The 22,297-nt window shown below is 36.7% G+C and carries 20 protein-coding genes; 13 read left to right on the top strand and 7 right to left on the bottom strand.

The features are described from left to right. Nucleotides 1-474: 474 nt before the first annotated feature. The 6 genes from JFU18_RS16915 to JFU18_RS16890 all read left to right on the top strand — a co-directional run bounded on the left by JFU18_RS16915 (nucleotide 475) and on the right by JFU18_RS16890 (nucleotide 9,618). The gene (locus JFU18_RS16915; RefSeq protein WP_061688708.1) at nucleotides 475-2,403 is read left to right on the top strand and encodes an LTA synthase family protein; all 1,929 of its coding nucleotides are present in this window, start codon (nucleotides 475-477) and stop codon (nucleotides 2,401-2,403) included. Between the two features lie 482 nt (nucleotides 2,404-2,885). Beyond that, nucleotides 2,886-3,770 (top strand): D-amino-acid transaminase, encoded by an 885-nt coding sequence (locus tag JFU18_RS16910; RefSeq protein ID WP_002016184.1) that lies wholly within the window; start codon nucleotides 2,886-2,888, stop codon nucleotides 3,768-3,770. Nucleotides 3,771-3,981: 211 nt separating this feature from the next. After that, the gene (locus JFU18_RS16905) at nucleotides 3,982-5,730 is read left to right on the top strand and encodes a C40 family peptidase (protein WP_137059364.1); all 1,749 of its coding nucleotides are present in this window, start codon (nucleotides 3,982-3,984) and stop codon (nucleotides 5,728-5,730) included. A gap of 362 nt (nucleotides 5,731-6,092) precedes the next feature. Then, on the top strand, nucleotides 6,093-7,304 hold the full coding sequence (locus tag JFU18_RS16900) for a NupC/NupG family nucleoside CNT transporter (RefSeq protein WP_085312813.1): 1,212 nt from the start codon (nucleotides 6,093-6,095) through the stop codon (nucleotides 7,302-7,304). A 260-nt stretch (nucleotides 7,305-7,564) separates the two neighbouring features. Continuing rightward, entirely contained in the window at nucleotides 7,565-8,320 is a 756-nt protein-coding gene (locus JFU18_RS16895; RefSeq protein WP_201034523.1) for a PleD family two-component system response regulator, read from the top strand. Further along, nucleotides 8,317-9,618 (top strand): glycosyltransferase family 2 protein, encoded by a 1,302-nt coding sequence (locus JFU18_RS16890; protein WP_016102272.1) that lies wholly within the window; start codon nucleotides 8,317-8,319, stop codon nucleotides 9,616-9,618. Before JFU18_RS16895 ends, JFU18_RS16890 begins: the two co-directional genes overlap by 4 nt. A 155-nt stretch (nucleotides 9,619-9,773) precedes the next feature. On the opposite strand, the gene JFU18_RS30220 is transcribed toward JFU18_RS16890, so the two are convergent. Together JFU18_RS30220 and opuD are read right to left on the bottom strand one after the other, a co-directional pair. Further along, entirely contained in the window at nucleotides 9,774-9,908 is a 135-nt protein-coding gene (locus tag JFU18_RS30220) for a hypothetical protein (protein WP_002068447.1), read from the bottom strand. A gap of 306 nt (nucleotides 9,909-10,214) precedes the next feature. Continuing rightward, on the bottom strand, nucleotides 10,215-11,729 hold the full coding sequence (gene opuD / locus JFU18_RS16885) for a glycine betaine transporter OpuD (RefSeq protein WP_088040446.1): 1,515 nt from the start codon (nucleotides 11,727-11,729) through the stop codon (nucleotides 10,215-10,217). 677 nt (nucleotides 11,730-12,406) lie between these two features. Between opuD and JFU18_RS16880 the strand changes: the two genes are divergently transcribed. From JFU18_RS16880 to JFU18_RS16865, 4 genes are all read left to right on the top strand, one after another. Further along, nucleotides 12,407-13,282 (top strand): cell wall-binding protein EntA, encoded by an 876-nt coding sequence (locus JFU18_RS16880; protein WP_201032140.1) that lies wholly within the window; start codon nucleotides 12,407-12,409, stop codon nucleotides 13,280-13,282. An 84-nt stretch (nucleotides 13,283-13,366) separates the two neighbouring features. Next, entirely contained in the window at nucleotides 13,367-13,669 is a 303-nt protein-coding gene (locus JFU18_RS16875) for a DUF3910 family protein (RefSeq protein WP_201032141.1), read from the top strand. 138 nt (nucleotides 13,670-13,807) lie between these two features. Continuing rightward, nucleotides 13,808-15,427 carry an SWIM zinc finger family protein gene (locus JFU18_RS16870; protein WP_002016258.1) on the top strand — a complete coding sequence of 540 codons (1,620 nt, stop codon included), beginning with the start codon at nucleotides 13,808-13,810 and terminating at the stop codon, nucleotides 15,425-15,427. Beyond that, on the top strand, nucleotides 15,411-18,167 hold the full coding sequence (locus JFU18_RS16865) for a DEAD/DEAH box helicase (RefSeq protein WP_002129993.1): 2,757 nt from the start codon (nucleotides 15,411-15,413) through the stop codon (nucleotides 18,165-18,167). Before JFU18_RS16870 ends, JFU18_RS16865 begins: the two co-directional genes overlap by 17 nt. 155 nt (nucleotides 18,168-18,322) lie before the next feature. Here JFU18_RS16865 and JFU18_RS16860 read toward each other — a convergent pair whose 3' ends face one another. Beyond that, the gene (locus tag JFU18_RS16860) at nucleotides 18,323-18,808 is read right to left on the bottom strand and encodes a VanZ family protein (RefSeq protein WP_201032142.1); all 486 of its coding nucleotides are present in this window, start codon (nucleotides 18,806-18,808) and stop codon (nucleotides 18,323-18,325) included. 111 nt (nucleotides 18,809-18,919) lie between these two features. Here JFU18_RS16860 and JFU18_RS16855 point away from each other — a divergent pair, with 111 nt between their 5' ends. Both JFU18_RS16855 and JFU18_RS16850 read left to right on the top strand, forming a co-directional pair. Next, nucleotides 18,920-19,144 (top strand): DUF1659 domain-containing protein, encoded by a 225-nt coding sequence (locus JFU18_RS16855; protein WP_002089672.1) that lies wholly within the window; start codon nucleotides 18,920-18,922, stop codon nucleotides 19,142-19,144. Between the two features lie 21 nt (nucleotides 19,145-19,165). Beyond that, nucleotides 19,166-19,381 carry a DUF2922 domain-containing protein gene (locus JFU18_RS16850; RefSeq protein ID WP_085312823.1) on the top strand — a complete coding sequence of 72 codons (216 nt, stop codon included), beginning with the start codon at nucleotides 19,166-19,168 and terminating at the stop codon, nucleotides 19,379-19,381. 20 nt (nucleotides 19,382-19,401) lie between these two features. On the opposite strand, the gene JFU18_RS16845 is transcribed toward JFU18_RS16850, so the two are convergent. Continuing rightward, a complete protein-coding gene (locus JFU18_RS16845; protein ID WP_002034805.1) occupies nucleotides 19,402-19,800 on the bottom strand; it encodes a DUF4359 domain-containing protein in 399 nt (132 codons plus the stop codon). A gap of 194 nt (nucleotides 19,801-19,994) precedes the next feature. Here JFU18_RS16845 and JFU18_RS16840 point away from each other — a divergent pair, with 194 nt between their 5' ends. After that, entirely contained in the window at nucleotides 19,995-20,501 is a 507-nt protein-coding gene (locus JFU18_RS16840; protein ID WP_137058234.1) for a competence protein ComK, read from the top strand. Between the two features lie 54 nt (nucleotides 20,502-20,555). Here JFU18_RS16840 and JFU18_RS16835 read toward each other — a convergent pair whose 3' ends face one another. The 3 genes from JFU18_RS16835 to yknW all read right to left on the bottom strand — a co-directional run bounded on the left by JFU18_RS16835 (nucleotide 20,556) and on the right by yknW (nucleotide 22,187). Then, the gene (locus JFU18_RS16835; protein WP_137058233.1) at nucleotides 20,556-21,032 is read right to left on the bottom strand and encodes a sigma-70 family RNA polymerase sigma factor; all 477 of its coding nucleotides are present in this window, start codon (nucleotides 21,030-21,032) and stop codon (nucleotides 20,556-20,558) included. A 260-nt stretch (nucleotides 21,033-21,292) separates the two neighbouring features. After that, nucleotides 21,293-21,436 carry a hypothetical protein gene (locus JFU18_RS16830; RefSeq protein ID WP_201034629.1) on the bottom strand — a complete coding sequence of 48 codons (144 nt, stop codon included), beginning with the start codon at nucleotides 21,434-21,436 and terminating at the stop codon, nucleotides 21,293-21,295. Nucleotides 21,437-21,518: 82 nt separating this feature from the next. Further along, entirely contained in the window at nucleotides 21,519-22,187 is a 669-nt protein-coding gene (gene yknW, locus JFU18_RS16825) for a YknW family membrane protein (protein ID WP_201034525.1), read from the bottom strand. Nucleotides 22,188-22,297 lie beyond the last annotated feature (110 nt).

The following is a 22,297-nucleotide window of genomic DNA, read 5'->3' as shown; positions in this document are numbered from 1 at the left end:
ATAATCTATCAATGAAATTTCATTGTAACAAACAAAACCAAAAAGAACAAGTGTTCGTTAATTTTTTCATATTTTCCTTCATATAATAGTTTTCTAGACAACCACTTAAAGATTTCTATTCCATATTTCTCAACCAAAAAACTTTCAATTCCGCTTAACATTCTTTTCTATTTTTGTTATATTTTCTAGTTGACGGGCATATAAACGAATGTTAAAGTTTTCTCTGGTAGTGACAAGTCACATACAAAAAATGTAAAACGTTATAGTGTTTCTCAGAAATGAATTTTGTTGTATAATACAGAAATGACGTTATGCTTATGAGCAGCACAAGAAACCAAAAAGGGTATGCATAGTTAAAGTCGTATATGGGTGAATATAGAAACTCTAATTATGGCCAATAAAACTATGTATTTTTTATTTTAACATTTTTCGCTCCAAAATCGACCAAGCCTGATAGAGAAAGGGTGGAAATGAATGAAAGAAACCATGAAATCACAATTTCAAAATGTGCGTTTTACTTTATTCGTAGCTTTGGCCGTATGGCTAAAATCCTACATCATTACACGCACTAGCTTCGATTTAAAACTTGAATCTTTCATGCAAGAATTTATTTTATTCATTAGTCCATTAGCAGCATCATTACTGTTTGTGGGTCTTGCATTATTTGCAAAAGGGAAAAAACGTAACTATATAGCACTAGGAATTAACTTTATCTTAACGTTCATTCTTGTTGGTAACGTAATGTTCTACGGATTCTACAATGACTTCGTTACTTTACCAGTACTAGGACAAACGTCTAATTTCGGAAGTTTAGGTTCTAGTGTGAAAGAATTATTTAACTACAAAATCATCCTTGCATTTGCGGATATTATCGTATTCTTCGTTCTATTGAAGAAGAAGAAAGATTTTGCACCGACAGAACGTGTAGCGCGTCCGATGCGTTCCCTATACTTCGTGTCAACGGTTGCTATTTTCTGCGTAAACCTAGGATTTGCAGAAGCTGAGCGTCCAGAACTATTAACACGTTCATTCGACCGCGTTATGCTTGTTAAAAACTTAGGATTATATGTACACCAAGCATACGATCTTGGCTTACAAGCAAAATCAAGTTCACAAAAAGCGTTTGCTGATGGTAGTAAATTACAAGAAACAGAAAACTACGTGAAAACAACACAAAGTAAACCAGATCCAAATATGTTTGGTACTGCAAAAGGGAAAAACGTAATTGTTGTCTCTCTTGAATCATTACAAACATTCTTAATTGGTGCACAAGTTAACGGACAAGAAGTTACACCATTCCTAAACCAATTTGCGAAAGAAAGTTATTACTTCGATAACTTCTTCCATCAAACTGGGCAAGGTAAAACGTCTGATGCTGAATTCTTAGTAGATACTTCAATGTATCCACTAGACCGTGGTGCCGTATTCTTCACACACGGTAATAACGAATATACAGCAACTCCAGAAATTTTGCGTCAGCAAGGATATCACACATCAGTATTCCACGCGAATAACGCAACGTTCTGGAACCGTAACATTATGTATCCGGCACTTGGTTATGATCGTTACTACAACGAGCTTGACTACAAAATTACGCCAGAAACAAAATTAAATTGGGGATTAAAAGATATCGAATACTTCGATCAATCTATCGATATGTTAAAACAAGTGAAGCAACCGTTCTATACTCGCTTCCTTACTTTAACAAACCATTACCCATTCACTTATGATGACAGTACGAAATTAATCGATGAATACAATTCTGGTGATGGCGTATTTGACCGTTACATGGTAACTGCTCGCTATTTAGACGAAGCAATGAAACACTTTATTGAGCGTCTAAAAGCAGAAGGTATTTACGACAACTCAGTTATCGTATTCTACGGTGATCACTATGGTATTTCTGAAAACCATAACCGTGCAATGGCACAGTTCTTAGGAAAAGAAGAAATCACTACATTTGACCATATGAACTTACAAAAAACACCGATGTTTATTCACGTTCCAGGTCAAAAAGAAGGTAAAACAATTTCAAAACCAACTGGTGAAATTGACATTAAGCCAACAATTCTAAACTTACTTGGTGTAGATTCTACGAATCAAATTCAATTCGGTCATGATGTATTCTCACCAGAAAATAAAGGATTCGTTGTTCTTCGTGACGGTAGCTTCGTTACAGATAAGTACATGTACACGAACAGTACATTCTACGACCGTACTACTGGCGAAGTTGTGCAATTACCGAAAGAAGAATCTCAACCACTAATTGATCGTGCCCAAAATGAATTGAACATGTCTGACAAAATCATTGAAGGTGACTTACTTCGCTTCTCTGAAAGTAACAAGATCAAAACTGGTGAAGTAAAGACAGCTATTAAAGAAGAAAAGAAGAGCGCTGAGTAATCTCAGCCTCTTTTTTTATTTTCTGCTATCCTTCCTCTCCTATTCATTAACTTTAAAATTACATAACCTTCACCTAATATTTACACCACATTAACGAAACATCTTTATAATAAAATATGTAAACGAGGTTCTACATATTTCTTACCCCTCACCTTCAATAAGATTCCTTAAAGAAATATGCAAATCGTTTGCTTTCTACTTTCTTATAATTGTCTTTTAAAGCGTTTTGTTTACATAAACTAAACCTTTAAAGACGATGTCCCTATGAAAGATAGCTACCCTCCTTTTGCAACATTCCATACGAATGTTGCTTTTTTTTTTCAAAAAGCAGGATTCTTATTTCTCATTTTCGAATTTGTATATACAAAATGCTATAAATCACCACTACTTCTCTATGATTTACAAATACATATACGTCATATGTAGAGAATTGCTTACATAAAAATTACTATAGTGCTTTTTATTCATGTACTAAAGAAAGGATGGGACGAAAATTGGCATACGAAAGATTTGTACTATGGAATGATGCAGTTATTGATACAACAAAACATCGCGCGTACATAGAACTTGAAGAAAGAGGTTTACAATTTGGTGATGGCGTCTATGAAGTTATTCGCCTTTATAACGGAAACTTTCACTTATTAGACCCACATTTAACAAGATTATATCGATCCCTTGAAGAAATAGAATTATCACTTCCTTTCTCAAAAGCCGAACTCATCATCTTACTCTACAAATTAATTGAAAACAATAATTTCCACGAAGACGGAACAATTTACTTACAAGTATCTCGTGGTGTACAAGCTCGAGCACATGCATTTTCATATGACATATCTCCGACAATCTATGCTTATATTTCAAAAAAAGAAAGACCATCTTTATGGATTGAATACGGTGTACGTGCTATATCAGAACCTGATACACGCTGGCTCCGCTGTGATATTAAATCGTTAAATTTATTACCAAATGTATTAGCTTATACGAAAGCTGAACGCAAAGGTTGTAAAGAAGCACTTCTCGTACGAAATGGTATTGTAACTGAAGGTAGCCACTCTAACTTCTTTCTTATAAAAAACGGAACACTGTATACGCATCCAGCTAATCACCTTATTTTAAACGGCATTATTCGTCAGTACGTCCTTTCTTTAGCTAACACTCTTCAACTTCCTGTAAAGGAAGAGCTTTTCAGCGTTCGCGATGTTTATCAAGCAGATGAATGCTTCTTTACGGGAACGACTATTGAAATTTTACCGATGACCCATCTCGATGGAACTGCGATTCAAGATGGTCAAGTTGGCCCTATCACCAAATTACTACAAAGGTCATTTTCTCAAAGCCTTTTAAAATCCAACAGCACATCTTCCTAAATACGAATAATCTTCTCATTTTCCACATCAAATATATGTATTTAAATGGAAATCAAGGTACAGATTTATACCTTGATTTTTTTTTTGTAACCTTTTTGTCATATTCAGATTACCACATAAGTCTTGACAGTAATCGACATGCTCTTTAGAATTTTTAACAGTTGGTAAATATTTCTTCACTACATTACAGACAGAAAGGAATCGACAAATTATGAAAAAATACCTTGCCGGTCTTGCGGCAGTGTCTGTAGCAGGAGGAGCAGCCCCTACACTTGATAGCGTTCAAGCTGCCCCTGAACAAAATACACAAAAAGCTGCTACACAAACTGTCCAAGCTTCCGCATCAAACAATTCATCATATACGGTGAATGCTAGCGTACTACACGTTCGTGCAGGATCAAGTACTTCTCACGACGTCATCTCTCGCGTTTATAATGGTCAATCATTAAACGTAATTGGAGAAGAAAATGGTTGGTTCAAAATTAACGTTAATGGACAAACTGGCTATGTTAGTGGCGAGTTTGTATCAAAAAACGGAGCAACGAATAACAATGTAAGCACAGGTGGAAACAATAAAGTTACTGCTGATGTATTACGTGTACGTACAGCCCCTAACACTTCTAGTTCTGTTTCAGGACGTGTATATGAAGGACAAACTTTAAACGTAATTGGAGAAGAAAATGGTTGGGTGAAAATCAATCATAACGGACAAACTGGTTATGTTAGTAGCCAATTTGTATCAGGCGCTTCTTCAAATACTGGCTCTACAAGCAATAACAACAATAGTAACAATGAAGCAACTGTTCAACCAGCAAGTGGAAACTATACAGTAAATGTATCTTCCCTTCGCGTTCGTACAGGTCCTAGCACTTCTCATCCAACTGTAGGTTCTGTTAAACAAGGACAAGTAGTACAAGTTGTAGGCGAAGTTCAAGATTGGTTCAAAATCAATTACGCAGGACAAACAGCTTACTTAAGCAAGGACTACGTAACAAAAGGCGGTTCTAACGAAAACGTTACTCAAGGTAACAACCAAGAGCAAAATAATAATGGAACTGTTCAAACTGGTGGTACTTACGTTGTTAACGCAACATCTCTACGTGTTCGTACAGGCCCTGCTGCTTACCATAGTGTAATTGGCGGCGTGTTAAATGGTACAACATTAAACGTAGTTGGATCTGAAAACGGCTGGTTTAAAGTAAACTACCAAGGTAAAACAGGCTATGTTAGTAGCGAATTCGTAAAATTCGTTAAAGGTGGCACGGCTACTCCTGAACAACCGAAACAGCCTGAACAGCCAAAACAACCTGATCAAGGTGCAATTGGCGACTACTACATTAATGCTTCTGCACTAAATGTACGTAGCGGCGAAGGTACAAATTATAGAATCATAGGCGCACTTCCACAAGGACAGAAGGTTCAAGTAATCTCTGAAAACTCTGGATGGAGCAAAATTAACTACAACGGTCAAACTGGTTACATCGGAACACGTTTCCTATCTAAAACACCAGTCGGTGGCGCAGTAGATAATAAGCCTAACGACAACCAAAATAACAATCAAAATAATAACAACAACAATAATAATACTAATAATAGCGGTGACAGTTCTTCTCTACTTGCATACGCGAAATCTATGCAAGGCGTACCATACGTTTGGGGCGGTACTTCTGCTAATGGTGTTGACTGCAGTGGTTACATCTACCACGTATTTAAGAAATTTGGTCATAACATTAGCCGCCAAAGTGTTGCTGGATATTGGAGCAGCTTACCACAAACTTCAAGTCCACAACCTGGAGACTTAATTTATTTCAAAGATACTTATAAAGCAGGTCCTTCTCACATGGGTATCTACCTTGGCGGGGGATCATTCATCCAATCCGGAGATAAAGGTGTAGCAATCGCTTCATTAAACAACTCTTATTGGAAAAGCCATTTCTTAGGGTATACGAAAGCACCTTAAGTTATAGTTTCAGAGCCTTCTAGTTTACTAGAAGGCTCTTTTTAAAAGACTCAACATAGTAATCCCCTTTCATTCTCTCTACGGAAAAATTATGCGTTCATTCTCCTATTTCGTACACTATATTCTATAAAAATTGTCCAAAACGTTATCATAATGAATATATTTCCACAAAAAACATAACCTATTTCATGTCTATTCATTTTATATGTGTTTTTTCAAAGAATTTTCTTTTTATTTAAACTTTTCATTAGACGTTTGACCTCCGATGTCCGTTATGATAAATTACTTAAGATGTTATATTCGCAAAAGTATAGACAACTGGTTTATACACTTTTTTACTATGAGGAAGGAGCATGCACTGCATGAATATTTTATGGGGAATTGGCGGCGTGATTGGAGTATTAGCAATCGCTTTCTTATTATCTTCCAACCGCAAAGCTATTAATTGGCGTACAATTTTAATCGCGCTAGCATTACAAATGACATTTTCATTTATCGTATTGCGATGGGATGCTGGAAAAGCAGGCTTAAAAGTTGCTGCTGACGGCGTTCAAGGATTAATTAATTTTTCTTACGAGGGAATTAGGTTCGTTGCTGGGGATTTAGTCAACGCAAAAGGCCCTTGGGGATTTGTTTTCGTTATTCAAGCACTACTTCCAATTGTATTTATTAGTTCATTAGTTGCAATCTTATATTACTTAGGTATTATGCAGAAATTTGTTAGTATCGTTGGTGGTGCATTAAGTAAACTTCTTGGAACTTCTAAGGCAGAAAGCTTAAATGCAGTAACAACTGTATTTTTAGGACAAACAGAAGCACCAATTTTAATTAAACCATACTTAGCACGTTTAACTAACAGTGAATTCTTCACTATTATGGTAAGTGGTATGACAGCTGTTGCCGGATCAGTTCTTGTCGGATATGCAGCAATGGGAATTCCGTTAGAACATTTATTAGCAGCAGCAATTATGGCAGCTCCATCAAGTTTATTAATTGCAAAACTAATTATGCCAGAAACAGAACAAGTAGATAATAATGTTCAACTTTCAACAGAGCGTGAAGACGCAAACGTTATCGATGCAGCTGCACGCGGTGCATCTGAAGGTATACAACTTGTTATTAACGTAGCTGCAATGCTAATGGCCTTCATTGCATTAATCGCTTTATTAAATGGCTTATTAGGATGGGTTGGTTCTTGGTTCGATATTAAACTTAGCCTTGATTTAATCTTCGGTTACTTATTATCACCATTTGCAATCTTAATCGGGGTTTCTCCAGGTGAAGCTATCCAAGCAGCAAGCTTTATCGGTCAAAAACTTGCAATCAACGAATTCGTTGCATATGCAAACTTAGGACCACACATGGCAGAGTTCTCTGCAAAAACAAATATGATTTTAACATTTGCAATCTGTGGTTTTGCAAACTTCTCTTCTATCGCAATTCAATTAGGTGTAACAGGAACGTTAGCTCCTACTCGCCGTAAACAAATTGCACAATTAGGGATTAAAGCAGTTATCGCTGGTACACTAGCGAACTTCTTAAACGCAGCAGTCGCAGGTATGATGTTCCTATAAACTCATGTAAAGTCTCCTCTTTTAAAGAGGAGGCTTTTTTATATACCTTAAATATAATTTTCGTATATATTAAATCCTTTATGTCTAGATGTATAGATGATATGTTAGAATAATTAGTATGTCTGTTTATTTTTTCTTATAAAAGAGGGATACTACTTGATGTATCTCGCCCCAAAAAACTTCCAACTACATGGTCATTTCTTAATAATTGTGCATACTACAAATATCCAGCACGAATTATTTTTAAGGAGGAAAGTTTCGTGAAAGATAAGTCCTATAAAGTCTTCTCTATGTGGATTTTACAAATTTTATTTTATTTTACTACTGTACATGTGACGAAATATGAGCACGCGCTCATTTTTACAATTATATATGTCATCATAAATGTACTATTCCTATTTTCAGCTGATAAAACAGCATTTATTTTCTTCATACTAGGAACAATCATTTCAGTATTCTATTTATTTTATCAAGCGTGGCTGCACTTATGGAGTACATCAGATCAATGGGAATATATTATTACCCACTTCCTGATGGCAGCTAACTTCTTCATTGTTTATATTTCAACCCATCTATTAAAAAAGGTTATCCTTAAAAATAAAGAGTTAACTGAACGAGTGAGAGTGCTTGAGCAATACATTGGAGAATCAAAATTATTAACAAGACAAGAATTCGAAAGACGACAAGCTTTATTAACAACTGCGATGAATCGTCGTAATGAAACAGGCATTATCATTTTCTTCGATTTCACTTCCTTTAGTAAATATACGAAGGAAAGTGTCATGGATCGTGTAGCTTCATTATTAGTTAATACAGTCAGAACTGACTTTGACCTTGCTGCTGAATATGACAGTAACACATTAGTCATTTTATTACAAAACACAAATGAAGCCGGTGCTGACATTGTAATGAACCGTCTACATCCAAAAATGGAGCAATGGCTTGCTGCTGAAGCAATTCAAGATATTAAAATAAAACGAGAACAAATCAATGCAAAGGGACATATCACATTATGATGACACTCGTTATGCTTCTTTTATTTATTTTGTTTTGTGTACTTGTTTTCTGGATCAGCATCACATTTTCAATTAAATATGTATTGATTTTTACCGCCTTTCTATTCTCTGCTTTACTCGTTTATTACTCTTTCTTAACAATTGCGGGCTTAATTCATCGAAATAGTAAACGAAAAGATCGTACGCTAGAACATTATCCAAGTGTAGATATTTTAATACCTGCCCATAATGAAGGCGTCGTTATTAAAGATACATTAGAAGCAATGGCAAAGATTGAATACCCAGGCAAACTAAACGTTTATTTATTAAACGATAACTCTCAAGATGAAACACCTGAAATTGGCGATGATTTCGACAAAGCTTATGCTCATATTCATCACATTCGTGTACCACCTGGCGAACCGAAAGGAAAATCGCGTGTATTAAACTACGGCCTTAGCATTTCGGATGGTGAATATTTCTGTGTTTACGATGCAGATAATCAACCTGAACCACATGCACTGCGAATGCTCGTAGAACATGCTGAAACAACCCAGGATGCCGTTGGAGCAGTTGGACACGTTCGTACAGTAAATGAGAAAAGAAATTGGCTTACACGAATGATTTCATTAGAATTTCAGATTTTCCAGCTCCTTATGCAATCTGGACGCTGGCTATTATTCCAAACAGGTTCACTGACCGGAACAAACATGCTTCTTCGTCGTTCTGCATTAGAAGAGCTTGGCGGCTATGATCCTTATGCAATTGCAGAGGATGCCGAATTAACATTAAGGATTACCCAAAAGGGCTATCTCTTACCAATCGTCCCGGAATCGATTACATGGGAACAAGAACCTGAGCATTTAAAAATTCTTATTAAACAGCGGACACGTTGGCTTCAAGGAAACTTATACATTTTAGAAAAAATGTTTTCTTCATTAAGCTTTTTTAAAGGAAAACTTCTCGTCCATTCCTTACAACAAGTTTTAGTGTATGTCGTATTTTGGCTATTCCTAATCATTTCAAACGTTTGGTTTATAATTGGACTGCTCGGGATATTCCAAATTCAATATAGCATTCCATTACTATTTATGTGGTATGTCGCATATATTACATATGTTTCTCAATTATTTAGTGCCCAGAGCGTCGAACGAACCTTTACACCGACCAATATTTTAATAAGCGTCATTATGTACTTTACGTACGCACAGCTCTTTACGTATTTGTTTATTCGCAGTCTCATTCTTTACTTACGTGCAAAGAGCAAGAAACAAGTAATTGGTTGGGATAAAACAGTACGATTTAAAAAAGAAAAATAGATTTCATTAAAAAATAAGCACAGAGCGCCGTATGCTCTGTGCTTATTTTTTACCGCAATACTATATATATCAGACAATACCCCTTAGCTGAAAGTTATTTCACGTCCATCCCCCAACGAACGATCGACCTTCATTTATATACGAAAAAGTGATTGCTATTTTTGTAGAACCAATTGCTTCTCTTGATGCTCTTTACGAGTTTCGGTCTTTGGTTCCGTGCTTTCTTGGGCATTTCGATGTGCCACACGTTTCAAACAAATATGCTTCCACTTTCTTTCGTAACGTTTCATTATTCTAGTTGTCCCCCTTGAATGCGCTTTAAAACTATTTGAAATCGCTTACAGGAAATAATATAGCACATATACATAAAAGTAACAACACATTTCCGACATATTTTTGTCAAAAATATGAATATAATGTGTAAAATATCGGATATTGTCGAACTATATCGATTTTTCTTTTTAAATTACCGATATCTATAGTATTCCGTAACAAAGTAATGCTTTTCCTACAATAGTATAGAACAGTGAAAAAGGACTGCCGAATGTCGGCAGTCCTAATACTATTTATATATACAGAATTTTTTTCTTCTATTATTAATGTTGTTTCATACGTCCTTCTTTTTGCAACTCTTTAAATAGTGCTGCAATCATAAAGAAAATAACAAATACGAACGGGAAGGCCGCAATAATCGACGCAGTTTGCAGCGCCTCTAATCCTCCGACATACAATAAGATCGAAGCTAACGCCGCTAGAACAATACCCCAAACCATTTTAATACGATTTGGTGGGTTTAAGCTACCATGTGTCGTTAACATCGCTAGAACAAACGTAGCAGAGTCTGCCGATGTAATAAAGAATGTTGAAATAAGTAAAATAGCTAACACACATAAAGCCGGTCCCATACTACCCATTTGGTCTAACATAGCAAACAATCCTACTTCTGTGCCCATTTCTTTAATTTGTCCATATATATTTGCACCATCAAATAGCTCCATGTGAATACCTGTTCCTCCGAAAACAGAGAACCAAAGCGCACCAATTACTGTTGGTACGAGTAACACACCAACAACAAATTCACGAATTGTACGCCCGCGTGACACACGAGCAATAAACGTACCTACGAATGGTGACCATGCAATCCACCATGCCCAGTAGAAAATTGTCCATGACTGAATCCATTGATTTCCGCCTTCATTTAATGGACTTAAACGGAAACTCATACTTGGCAATTCTTGAATGTATGAACCAATTGTTGAAGTGAAATAATTCATAATAAAGTTTGTTGGACCTGCAAATAATACAATTATCATAAGTGCAAACGCTAAAATAATATTCGCATTACTTAAATATTTAATTCCTTTATCGAGTCCCGTTTGCGCAGATAGCATATAAAGAACAGTTACAATTCCGATGATTACTAGCTGCGTTGGTAATGAGTTTGGAATGGATGTTAAATAACTAACACCACCCGCAATTTGCTTTGCCCCAAGTCCTAATGATGTCGCCACACCAAATACTGTTGCAAATACAGCTAGAACATCAAACATATGGGCAATACGGCCATGTTCACCGCCTTTAAATAGCGGACCGACCGCCGCACTAATTGTACTTGCTCTTCCTTTTCTAAATGTAAAATACGCAATACATAATGCTACAAGTGCATATAATCCCCACGGATGTAATCCCCAATGGAAAAATGAGAAACGAAGTGCAAGGCGTGCACTCTCTTCAGTCGCACTCTCTCCAAACGGAGGTGTGTATAAATGGTTCATCGGTTCTGCGACACCCCAGAAAACCAAACCGATTCCCATACCGGCACTAAATAACATAGCAAACCATGTCATATAACTATAATCAGGTTCATCATCATCTTTACCTAAACGAATCGAACCGTACTTAGAAACAATTAAGAAAATAGCAATTCCTAAGAAAATAGAAACGGAAATAATATAGAACCATCCAAACTTACTAACTAACGCAGCTTGAATTACAGTCGTTACATTTCCTAAGCTACCTTTTCCAATAATAGATTCGGGTATAATCCCCCAAAGTGTAAATGCAATACATAATGTTAATGAGACAATAAATGTTTTCGTCAGTTTCCTCATCAAATCCCCCTTCGTATGTTTCATTTCTTGTAAAAATCATAAATTCCGATATGTTAAATCGGATAGAAAACCATAGTTTTTTGTGGTGATTTTCTTTCGGCTCTCTCAAGTTTGCCTTCACCAATTAGAGTTCTTATGGACAGCCTTACCTTCCGTACAACCTTTCCACTCTGCAAGAGCTACAAGATTGGAATACTACTGTCAAATTGTGTGAGAAAAATGCGGATGGGAAGAGATTTTCCCAAAAAAGGATGTGTTACAGTTTTAAAAAAGGGCAGATTTATTCTTTACAACCCTTTCTTCTTGTAACAATTATGCGGTTTTTTGCTAGTATATAGCGCGTGTTTATAACTTCACAAACGAGATGTTTATGTTTATATAACTATATTACCCATAAAACGGTAAAATACTCAAGGAATGTAACTGTATAGTAATCATTATGTAACACCTCTGTAATATTTTTATTTGCACCGAAAAAAATATGTTGTATTAAATATTTTGAATATAACTAGAAACCTACTAATTATATGGAATGAAAAACGCTTTCCTCTCATTCTAGCTATATTACAAAGTGTTAACGACTTATTACGAATGGTTTGTAATTGTGTGTTTTCCCAAAATCCGAAAAAATCTGTTGCTATAATGAGGACACGAAAACAAACGCAATGGAGGCTATCATGAAAAAATTAATTGGAATAGCAACAGCAGCAGTTTTTGGTCTTGGGATTTTCACCGCATCTGCTAATGCAGAAACTGTTGTAACAACAGACGTACTAAACGTACGAGAAAACCCTACTACTGAATCAAAAGTTGTCGGTAAATTACAGAATGGTCATAAATTAGATGTTCTAAATACAGAAAACGGATGGTCACAAATCAAATTAGATGGTAAAGACGCATTCGTAAGTGCAGAGTTTACAAAGAACTCTTACTATGTAACAGCTAACGTATTAAATGTACGTGCTGAAGCGAACACAAACTCAGAAATTCTTGGAACGCTTAAAAAAGACGATATGATCGAAACAACGAACCAAGTACAAAATGAGTGGTTACAATTTGAATATAACGGGAAAACAGCTTATGTTCATGTTCCTTTCTTAACAGGTACAGCACCTGTTATCGAGAAACAAGAAACACCTGCTCCTGCTAAAACTGTAGCACCAGCTAAGGCTCAAGCACCTGCACCAGTAAAAACAGCTGCTAAGCCTGCTGTGAAAGCTGCTGAAACTAGCGAACCTTCTAATGGTCGTGAGTTAACAGTTGTAGCTACAGCATATACAGCTCATCCGAGCGAAAACGGTGGCACATACGGCGGCCGTGTATTAACTGCAATGGGTCATGACCTAACAGCGAACCCAAACATGAAAATGATCGCTGTTGACCCGAAAGTAATCCCATTAGGATCTAAAGTATGGGTAGAAGGTTATGGAGAAGCTATCGCTGGTGATACTGGCGGTGCAATTAAAGGTAACCGTATCGACATTCTACTTGGATCAGATAGCGCTGCTAACAAATGGGGACGCAAAACTGTTAAAGTGAAAATTTTAAAATAACCAATGACTGCTAAATTACAGCCGGTTCTCTTTATTGAGAGCTGGCTTTTATTTTTTTATAATAGCTATAAGGAGGCTATGTCCATGAATGTACAAGCGAAAGTAGACTGGGTCGGTACACCAAAACCGTACATATATAAAGATGATGTAACATATGATGCAATCGCAATTGACTTCTCACTAACAAACGATGACAATCGCTATAAATTAATTGTGCTCAAGTCTGAAGAAAATACACATTACAAACTCGTACAATACGGAATAAAACCAGGCTCTCAAAAGCCATTCCCTATTGATATTCCATTCGAGCAAAACATGTTACCAATTATAAAACAAATATTACATGATCCATATGTAAAAGCGATATTACAAGAATCACGCTCTTAATTCCCAAAAAGGATGCTACCTAGTAGGAAAGTTCAACTAGGCAACATCCTTTTTTGTAATCCAAATTTCATTTTTTCTGTTTTGAGCATTTTTTGTTTATAATGGTAAAGGAAAGAAATCTGTGTACGGAGGAATATTATGCTGCAAGACTCAATTACGAAAGATGAAATTATGATGATTGCGAATGAGTTCGTTCAAGGGCTTGATCCACAGCAAGTTGCTGATCAAGAGCATGTCGCTACAGCTCGGCAACTATATCGTAGTGGTGTTGTCTATAACGTTGACTTTGATGGCTATACGCTATCCGGAACTGTAAATGCTGAAGGTAGTGTATATAGCGTTCACATCCCGATTCGTAATGTCACTGAAAGCTATTGCGATTGCTTCGCGCCAACGCAATGTCAGCATATGCTTGCTGTGTTACTATCTGCAGCTTCTAGTTTTGGGCAAGTAGGAGATGTATTAACTTTATTCAAAAATAATACAAAACCTTCTCTTCCTCCTATTCGAACTGCACGACAAGTATTGCAATCATCAGCTTTTGAAGAAATGGATTATAAAAGTTGGCAAACATACTTTGAAAATGAATATGAATCATTTAAAAAAGAACAAGCGCGGCTCACTTATAAACAAATGTATTTTCTTATGAGTCTTTTTACAGACTTCTATACAAAATTAGAACGGAAAGCTCCGCGCATCGTTGCTATTCATGAATTATTTAAGTTGCACGCGGCACTTTATTGCTTTCAAAAATTATTAGAAGAAATTCAAGAATTTGAAGCAAACAAACTATATTCTTATCACCAACCAGTTAACGTCGTTCGCCTATTCGTTGATAAAGTTGAATCTACCGTTAGGGACCTAAAAACAGAGGCGATTCCAGAAGAATCCAAACCGATTTTAGAAGAAACAGCGCGGCTCATACATGAAGCATTCTTCTCTACCGATGCCTATACACAAGAGCGATTCTTCATTTATCGTCACGTATGGGGTGAACTGTTAAGAACAGAAGAGCAGCTACAAGAAGAAAAAAAACGAATCGATACTAAAATCAATCCACTTTCCAAAGCATTAGCATCTTCTCACCTGCTCTTTTTAAACGGTGAAGATGTATCGGCAATGGAATTACTGGAAAAACAGCCTTCTTCTGTTGTGAGCCTTTACTTCTATTGGTTAGAAGAGTTATTAAGTGCGATGGAGTGGGACCGCGGGAAAGATTGGCTTTCCTTTACTTATAAACAAGTAAAAGAAACGATAACGGAACAAGAAAATACCGTCTTCATACAAGATATCGTTCGATTATTTGTGATGATGTATGAGACATATGCAACACATACGAATGAACAAGCGGGATTAGAAATGATTTTACAAGAACTATTACCGTATAGTTTCACAAATTATGAACAATATGTACTTGCGAAGAAACAATACCATGCATGGACGGAACTTCAGCTCTTATATGGATTCGAAGTAATCGAACTTTTGAAAGAACCATTGAAAGATATTGAAAAAGAAGCGCCCGAAGCAGCACTTCCTCTTTATCACCATGCCGCAATGGAAGCAATTGAAGAGCGAAATCGCAAATCATATAAACGTGCCGTTCGTTACTTAAAGAAATTACGTATGCTTTATAAACGACTGAAGCGAACCGATGAATGGGATGCTTTCATTATTCATATCGCTAACTTACATTCACGTCTGCGTGCACTACAAGAGGAATTACGGAGAGGAAAATTAATCGATGATCATACAAACTGAAGTAACAATTAGGCTCCAGCACGTTAGTCAAGGTTGGTTCCTTTGGGGAGAAGATGATAGCGGTACTCTCTTATCCGTAGCAACTTGGAAAAAAAATGCATTCGCATGGCACTCTACTTCTTTCTACGGAACGTTTTTAAAAGAAGCAACGTATGAGGGAAAACAAGGCGTTATGTTAACGAATGCCCAGGCATTTGAATACATCGCAAATAAACCGATGAATTCATTTGCAAATATGCAAATGAACGGTCCTATTACGGCACTTACAAAGGACGCAAGTGAATTATGGGACGCTTTCGTCAGCGGCAGCTTCGCACCTGACATGAAGCATTGGTCTCAGCAGCCATCTTGGAAAGTTCAGAATACCTCAATTGAAGATGACATGTTAGCATCTCTTTTCTCTGCCGCTGTGAACGAAAGTATTTTGCAAGATGCTCGCTCAAATGACGGATGGGAAGATGCAAAGAGACTATATGAACATTACGACTTTACGAAAAGGCAATTGGAAGCAGCACTACATGAAGAAGATTGGCTTCGAAAAATTGGTTACATTGAAGATGATCTTCCATTTACAGTCGGCTTAAGACTACAAGAACCGCAAGAAGAACTTGAAATGTGGAAGCTTGAAACAATCGTTACACCAAAACGTGGTGCACATCGCATATATGTATATGAAAGTATCGATTCCTTACCAAAACGATGGCACGATTACGAAGAACGTATCCTTGAAACACAAGAAGGATTCAGTAAGCTCGTACCGTGGCTAAAAGAGGACGACAAGTTCCGAGAAGAACTCTTTGAAACGGAAGCTTGGAACTTCTTAACCGAAGCAAGTAATGAATTACTGGCAGCAGGTATTACAATTTTACTACCATCATGGTGGCAAAATTTAAAAGCAACAAAACCGAGGTTGCGTGTACAGCTGAAGCAAAGTACAGCACAAACACAGTCTTTCTTCGGCATGAATACGCTCGTTAATTTCGACTGGCGCATTTCAACGGACGGAATTGATTTATCAGAAAGCGAATTTTTCGAACTCGTTGAACAAAACAAACGTCTTTTCAATTTAAATGGTCAATGGATGAGACTTGATCCTGCCTTTATTGAAGAAGTAAAAAAACTAATGCACCGTGCCGATAAATATGGACTTGAAATGAAAGATGTGTTGCAGCAACATTTATCTAATACAGCAGAAACAGAAATTGTAGAAGACGATAGTCCGTTTACCGATATTGAAATCGAGCTAGATGGATATTACGAAGAGCTTTTCCAAAAACTTCTGCACATTGGAGATATTCCAAAAGTAGATGTACCATCTTCGCTACAAGCAACACTCCGCCCGTATCAACAACACGGTGTTGAGTGGTTGCTATACTTACGAAAGCTTGGATTTGGAGCATTATTAGCCGATGATATGGGGCTCGGAAAAAGTATTCAAACGATAACTTACTTACTATACGCTAAAGAAAACAATCTCCAAACAGGTCCTGCATTAATTGTGGCACCAACATCAGTCCTTGGAAATTGGCAAAAAGAATTTGAGCGTTTCGCACCAAGCTTACGTGTTCAGTTACACTATGGAAGTAACCGATCTAAGGATGAGTCATTTAAAGATTTTCTTCAATCAGCAGATGTTATATTAACTTCTTATGCATTAGCTCAGCTTGATGAAGAAGAACTTAGTACGTTATGCTGGGACGCTGTTATTTTAGACGAAGCACAAAATATAAAAAACCCACATACGAAACAGTCGAAAGCAGTAAGAAACCTACAAGCAAATCACAAAATTGCTTTAACCGGTACACCGATGGAAAACCGACTTGCTGAGCTTTGGTCTATTTTCGACTTTATCAATCATGGGTATCTCGGAAGCTTAGGACAATTTCAGCGCCGCTTCGTCACACCGATTGAAAAGGACCGCGATGAAGGAAAAATCCAGCAAGTTCAGCGATTTATCTCGCCGTTTTTACTGCGTCGTACGAAGAAAGATCAAACGGTCGCATTAAACTTACCAGATAAACAAGAACAGAAAGCTTATTGTCCACTAACTGGCGAACAAGCTTCCTTATATGAACAACTTGTTCAAGATACATTACAAAATGTAGAAGGATTAAGCGGAATTGAAAGACGCGGATTTATATTACTTATGCTGAACAAGCTAAAACAAATTTGTAATCACCCAGCCCTTTATTTGAAAGAAGAAGAACCACAAAATATCGTCGAGCGCTCTATGAAAACAAAAACGGTAATGGAGCTCATCGAAAATATAAAAGACCAAAATGAAAGTTGCTTAATCTTCACTCAGTACATTGGCATGGGGAACATGCTAAAAAGTATGTTAGAAGAAACATTCGGTCAGCGCGTCCTCTTCTTAAACGGGAGCGTACCGAAGAAAGAGCGTGACAAGATGATTGAGCAGTTCCAAAACGGAACGTATGACATCTTCATCTTATCGTTAAAGGCCGGCGGAACAGGATTAAACTTAACTGCCGCCAACCATGTCATTCACTATGACCGTTGGTGGAATCCAGCTGTAGAAAACCAAGCAACAGACCGTGCTTATCGCATCGGTCAAAAGCGCTTCGTTCACGTTCATAAGCTTATTACAACGGGAACACTTGAAGAGAAGATTGATGAAATGTTAGAACGAAAACAATCATTAAACAACGCCGTCATTACAAGCGATAGTTGGATGACCGAACTATCAACCGACGAACTAAAAGAATTACTTGGCGTATAAAGTGAAACTTTAATCAGTGGGGTTTTGTTCATCCCCCACTGATTATTAGCCTTCACCAATCGGGCTTTTACGGGCAGTTAATGCGGGATAAGGTGGATATTTCTATTCCCACAAATAGCGGGATAAATGAAAAAGGAGCAAATCTCTAACTGAGATTAGCTCCTTTTTCTATGCCAAAACCAATTGCTTATTATAATTCCTGTTAACCCGCCGCACGTATCAAGCAATGAATCTTGCCACATCGGTGTACGGTCTCCTGTAAACCATTGATGAATTTCATCAAATGTTGCATACCCCGCAACGAAAAGGAGGGCGTATGCAAAGCACCTTTTTCTCGAAGAACCCGATCGATGAAAAGCATAATACGTCAATGAACCGAGCATAAAGAACACCATAAAATGAGCACCTTTACGAAGGAAAAACTCAACAAATCCACCTACACCTTTATTTGCGATACTAACAGGTGTACCTCCCCCATAATCGATAGATACCCATGAAAAATGCTCTTTCACAAACTCAACATTTATATATTGCTCAATATCCGAGCGCATATCCTGTTTTTTATATGGCTGTGCTGAAGAATAGAAAATAATCCCCATCCATAGTAATACAGGAATCCAAAATAACCATTTACGATTCATTCTCCCGAAAACTCCTCTCTTAGTCTTTTAAGAGTAACAAAAAAAAGAAAAAATTTCACGCCAAAACATGACATTTACACCCTATTTATAAAGTGAAAGGGGGTGATAAACATGGCAGTTGAAACAATCATAATGGATTTAACTTTACGCCTTGTATTAAACGGAGGATTAGACAAAAACGGTAAAACAGTTTTTAAGAACAAACAATTCAAACGTGTGAAAACAAATGCAGATTTAGGAAAAGTACATGAAGTAGCACGTGCTCTTGCTTCACTACAACAATCATCACTTCACGCTGTACAACTTGTAAGCACGTCAGATCTTTCTAATCTATAATTAAAAAGGAGGGAATAAAGCATGCAGGTACTAGAGTTAGTTTTCGTGAAAGAAGATGGAAAAACAGTTGCCTTTTCTATCGAAAATCCCATCACACCAGTAAATGAACTAGTCGTAAATCAAGTAATGGATACCATTCTTGCTTCATCTGTATTTTCATCAATTAGTGAAAATACTCGTAAAAAAGGGGCTCGCCTCATAGAAAAAAACGTATCTGAAGTTCAGATCACTCCGTAAATCAAAAAGACGAATCTGCATTATTTTGCAGATTCGTCTTTTTTCTTCGGCATTTCAATTGGAATAAAAATGTTTGAAAAGCCAACACAAACATACTTATAATTCTCTCCGCCTAAATCAAACTCTGTCGTATATGTTGAGAAGAAAATATAATCATTTCGCTTTGTATAATGCTCAATTAATAATCCAACTTGTGGTTCAACATACTTATTTGCTAATTTCTTTCCCGCCGATGCTAGATCGCCAAGTATACCCTCTTTGTTTTCTTTCTCAACCTCTTCTAGCTTCTTACTCACATCATTACGCTTCATAAATTGTTTTGCTGCCCAATCCGTATATTCTCCCTTACCCGGATTACTGTTTGCTAAATAAACTAAGAGAACAACAGCTAGAGCCATAATAATATACTTTTTCTTCATGCTATATCACCGCCTACTCTTTTCTATTTTCATATATATGTACAAGCGATGCAAATTAGAAAGACTATCATCTATTGATTGTAAACGAACCGTAAAAATTTACAATACGAAACAAAAGATTAATAATAACTTTACATAATTCGTATATAATTATATTCAGAATAACAATTTTTATAAGGGAGGATTTTAGAATCATGGATAATGAGAATGATATTTTTATTTCTAGTTCTACAATGATGCTCGAACCTTGCAAACACCCTTATTACCGGACAAAAATTATCGACAGTAGCGGAAACCCTCTGTACTCTTGCCAAACAGCTATCCAACTCATAAAGAAATCTTGTCTAACACATGTCCATTCTACTTATCAAGGTAGACGTCATGCAGTCCAAATAAACTTTAAGCTCAAACAAAATGTTCCAATTCCGATTAATCACAAAGAATATATTTGCGTTTTCCCAACAGAATCTCCTTCTTCTCCAAGCTGCATTTGGTTGTTCTATAACCATATAGATGAGATAGAGTTTCCAAAAAAAACTAACAAAGCTAACATTCATTTTTTTAACGGAACTACCATAACAATACAAATAGGTTCTCATAAGTTACAGCAACAATTTTTCAAATCTGGACATGTATTATCCCGAATGAACATGAAAGATTCACTACACTCAAAAAACCTCTTGCCACATTTTCTGCCTTAATGTAAATAGAATGGAACGCAATATTTCCTTTGCCTTCCATTCTACTTATTATTCTTATCCCCTTACACTATCTCTCATTTTCTCAAGTGCTTGTCGATATACCCATCTCACTTGATAGTACGTCATCCCCATTTCAGAAGCTATCTCTCCCATATTTTTCCCTGTAAAAAATCGCTCTGAAATGATATGCTTCTCCCTCTCATCTAACACACTCATAAATTCCTTCGCCTTCGCCCTCGTTCCCGCATCTTCACACTCAAATCGTTCCTCATACTCGTCCGTGCATACATAGCGCTCTTGCACTACGCATTCTTTCTTCAACCTCTCCAATATATAACCACGTACTGTTACGACAGCATAAGCAGGGAAACTACCTTTCTCCTCCTCATACCTTTCATAAGCATGCCAAAGACCAATTAAACCACATTGATAATACTCTTCATAATCTTGGTAAATATTTAACCTCTTTATTTGATTTACAATCATACCTTCATACAAAACAACCGTATCTGCAAAAGTCGCTGGCTTCACACAGTGCCCGTTTCTAAAAGGTATACCTCTTCAGTATTCCGCGGTACCTCTACAATATAAAATGAGAAAGGAAATTTCATTGTGGGTAATTTCAAATACTGCTGCCGTAATTTGAAATTACACTAGGCAGTATTTGAAATTCTAATAGGGGTATTTGAAATAGGGATAAAAATAAAAAAGGTTCCTCCTATACATTAGAAGGAACCTTTTGTTTATATATTGGCAAACTATATTACTCTTTAGCTACGCTTTTGAAAAATCTATCGATCGCATATAAACCAGTAGCTAAAATACAGCTTGTAACCCCCAACAAATACGTATGGATTCTTATTCGGCACATATTCTACAGCTAACAACGTTACGACTAACATAAACAAAACATTCGCTAAAAATTTCTTAAGCATATGTATATCTCCTCTTTATAAAAGAAATGCTGCGATTTTTTATAATCGCAGCATTTCTTTCTAGCAGCTTGAAGTGCCGCTATTATTGGAACATACCTTGTAAGGCACCCAGCCCAAGAGTTAAGACAAAGAAGACAATAGTGATAATTGTTGCCTGCTTTTTACTTAAACTTGCCGTAATTTGAAGACCTAACCACGTTATAACAAATCCCCAAATTGTAAATACTTCAAATTTGCTTGCTATACCTTTTACAACTCCGCTACTCGAAGCAAAGATAGGACCTAATCCAGTATACATTTCTTGTCCTGATCCACCTAAAACAAACGCTAAAACTGTATTCAACAATACGCCAAGTAATGAAATAATGCTTGAATATACGCTAATTGCTAATAATTTCTTATAAGAAGTATCATTGCTCATAAACATCATTAATACTTTATACACTGCTGCACTAATAAAGAAACCTATCGCCATACCAATAGCACCAAATACTGCACCCATACCAAACGACATTATAGGTGTAACGCTAATACCCAAATCCTTATTCACCTTAATCGCCTCAGGGGTTAAAGAGCCTACATAAGCAGCAAGTCCACCAACAACTGCTCCTAATAAAACAAGTATCCAAAACGCACCCCAAACCGCATTACTAGTCTTCATTCTCTCAAACTGTACACCAGGAGATGTAATCATTCCAAATAATGACGGCTTCTCTCCACCAACTTTTTGCGTATTCAAATTCGCTTCCATCATAACGCCTCCTTCTATTTATATAACCCGTTCTAACGGGCGGTTCACATCCTCATATAGAGGATACGAACCGCCCACTAGAACGGTAATGTGTAGTAGAGACTCCCTCT

The organism is Bacillus sp. TH22 (genome assembly GCF_016651015.1).
Taxonomy (GTDB): Bacteria; Bacillota; Bacilli; order Bacillales; family Bacillaceae_G; genus Bacillus_A; species Bacillus_A mycoides.
The sequence above is the reverse complement of the archived record's forward strand: the minus strand, read 5'-3'. Positions and strand labels throughout refer to the sequence as shown.

Bases quoted from the DNA above. Each gene is read 5' to 3' on its own strand.
- JFU18_RS16915 (WP_061688708.1), top strand. From the start codon at position 475: ATGAAAGAAACCATGAAATCACAATTTCAAAATGTGCGTTTTACTTTA.
- JFU18_RS16910 (WP_002016184.1), top strand. From the start codon at position 2,886: ATGGGACGAAAATTGGCATACGAAAGATTTGTACTATGGAATGATGCA.
- JFU18_RS16905 (WP_137059364.1), top strand. From the start codon at position 3,982: ATGAAAAAATACCTTGCCGGTCTTGCGGCAGTGTCTGTAGCAGGAGGA.
- JFU18_RS16900 (WP_085312813.1), top strand. From the start codon at position 6,093: ATGAATATTTTATGGGGAATTGGCGGCGTGATTGGAGTATTAGCAATC.
- JFU18_RS16890 (WP_016102272.1), top strand. From the start codon at position 8,317: ATGATGACACTCGTTATGCTTCTTTTATTTATTTTGTTTTGTGTACTT.
- JFU18_RS30220 (WP_002068447.1), bottom strand. From the start codon at position 9,908: ATGAAACGTTACGAAAGAAAGTGGAAGCATATTTGTTTGAAACGTGTG.
- opuD (WP_088040446.1), bottom strand. From the start codon at position 11,729: ATGAGGAAACTGACGAAAACATTTATTGTCTCATTAACATTATGTATT.
- JFU18_RS16880 (WP_201032140.1), top strand. From the start codon at position 12,407: ATGAAAAAATTAATTGGAATAGCAACAGCAGCAGTTTTTGGTCTTGGG.
- JFU18_RS16875 (WP_201032141.1), top strand. From the start codon at position 13,367: ATGAATGTACAAGCGAAAGTAGACTGGGTCGGTACACCAAAACCGTAC.
- JFU18_RS16870 (WP_002016258.1), top strand. From the start codon at position 13,808: ATGCTGCAAGACTCAATTACGAAAGATGAAATTATGATGATTGCGAAT.
- JFU18_RS16865 (WP_002129993.1), top strand. From the start codon at position 15,411: ATGATCATACAAACTGAAGTAACAATTAGGCTCCAGCACGTTAGTCAA.
- JFU18_RS16860 (WP_201032142.1), bottom strand. From the start codon at position 18,808: ATGAATCGTAAATGGTTATTTTGGATTCCTGTATTACTATGGATGGGG.
- JFU18_RS16855 (WP_002089672.1), top strand. From the start codon at position 18,920: ATGGCAGTTGAAACAATCATAATGGATTTAACTTTACGCCTTGTATTA.
- JFU18_RS16850 (WP_085312823.1), top strand. From the start codon at position 19,166: ATGCAGGTACTAGAGTTAGTTTTCGTGAAAGAAGATGGAAAAACAGTT.
- JFU18_RS16845 (WP_002034805.1), bottom strand. From the start codon at position 19,800: ATGAAGAAAAAGTATATTATTATGGCTCTAGCTGTTGTTCTCTTAGTT.
- JFU18_RS16840 (WP_137058234.1), top strand. From the start codon at position 19,995: ATGGATAATGAGAATGATATTTTTATTTCTAGTTCTACAATGATGCTC.
- JFU18_RS16830 (WP_201034629.1), bottom strand. From the start codon at position 21,436: ATGCTTAAGAAATTTTTAGCGAATGTTTTGTTTATGTTAGTCGTAACG.
- yknW (WP_201034525.1), bottom strand. From the start codon at position 22,187: ATGGAAGCGAATTTGAATACGCAAAAAGTTGGTGGAGAGAAGCCGTCA.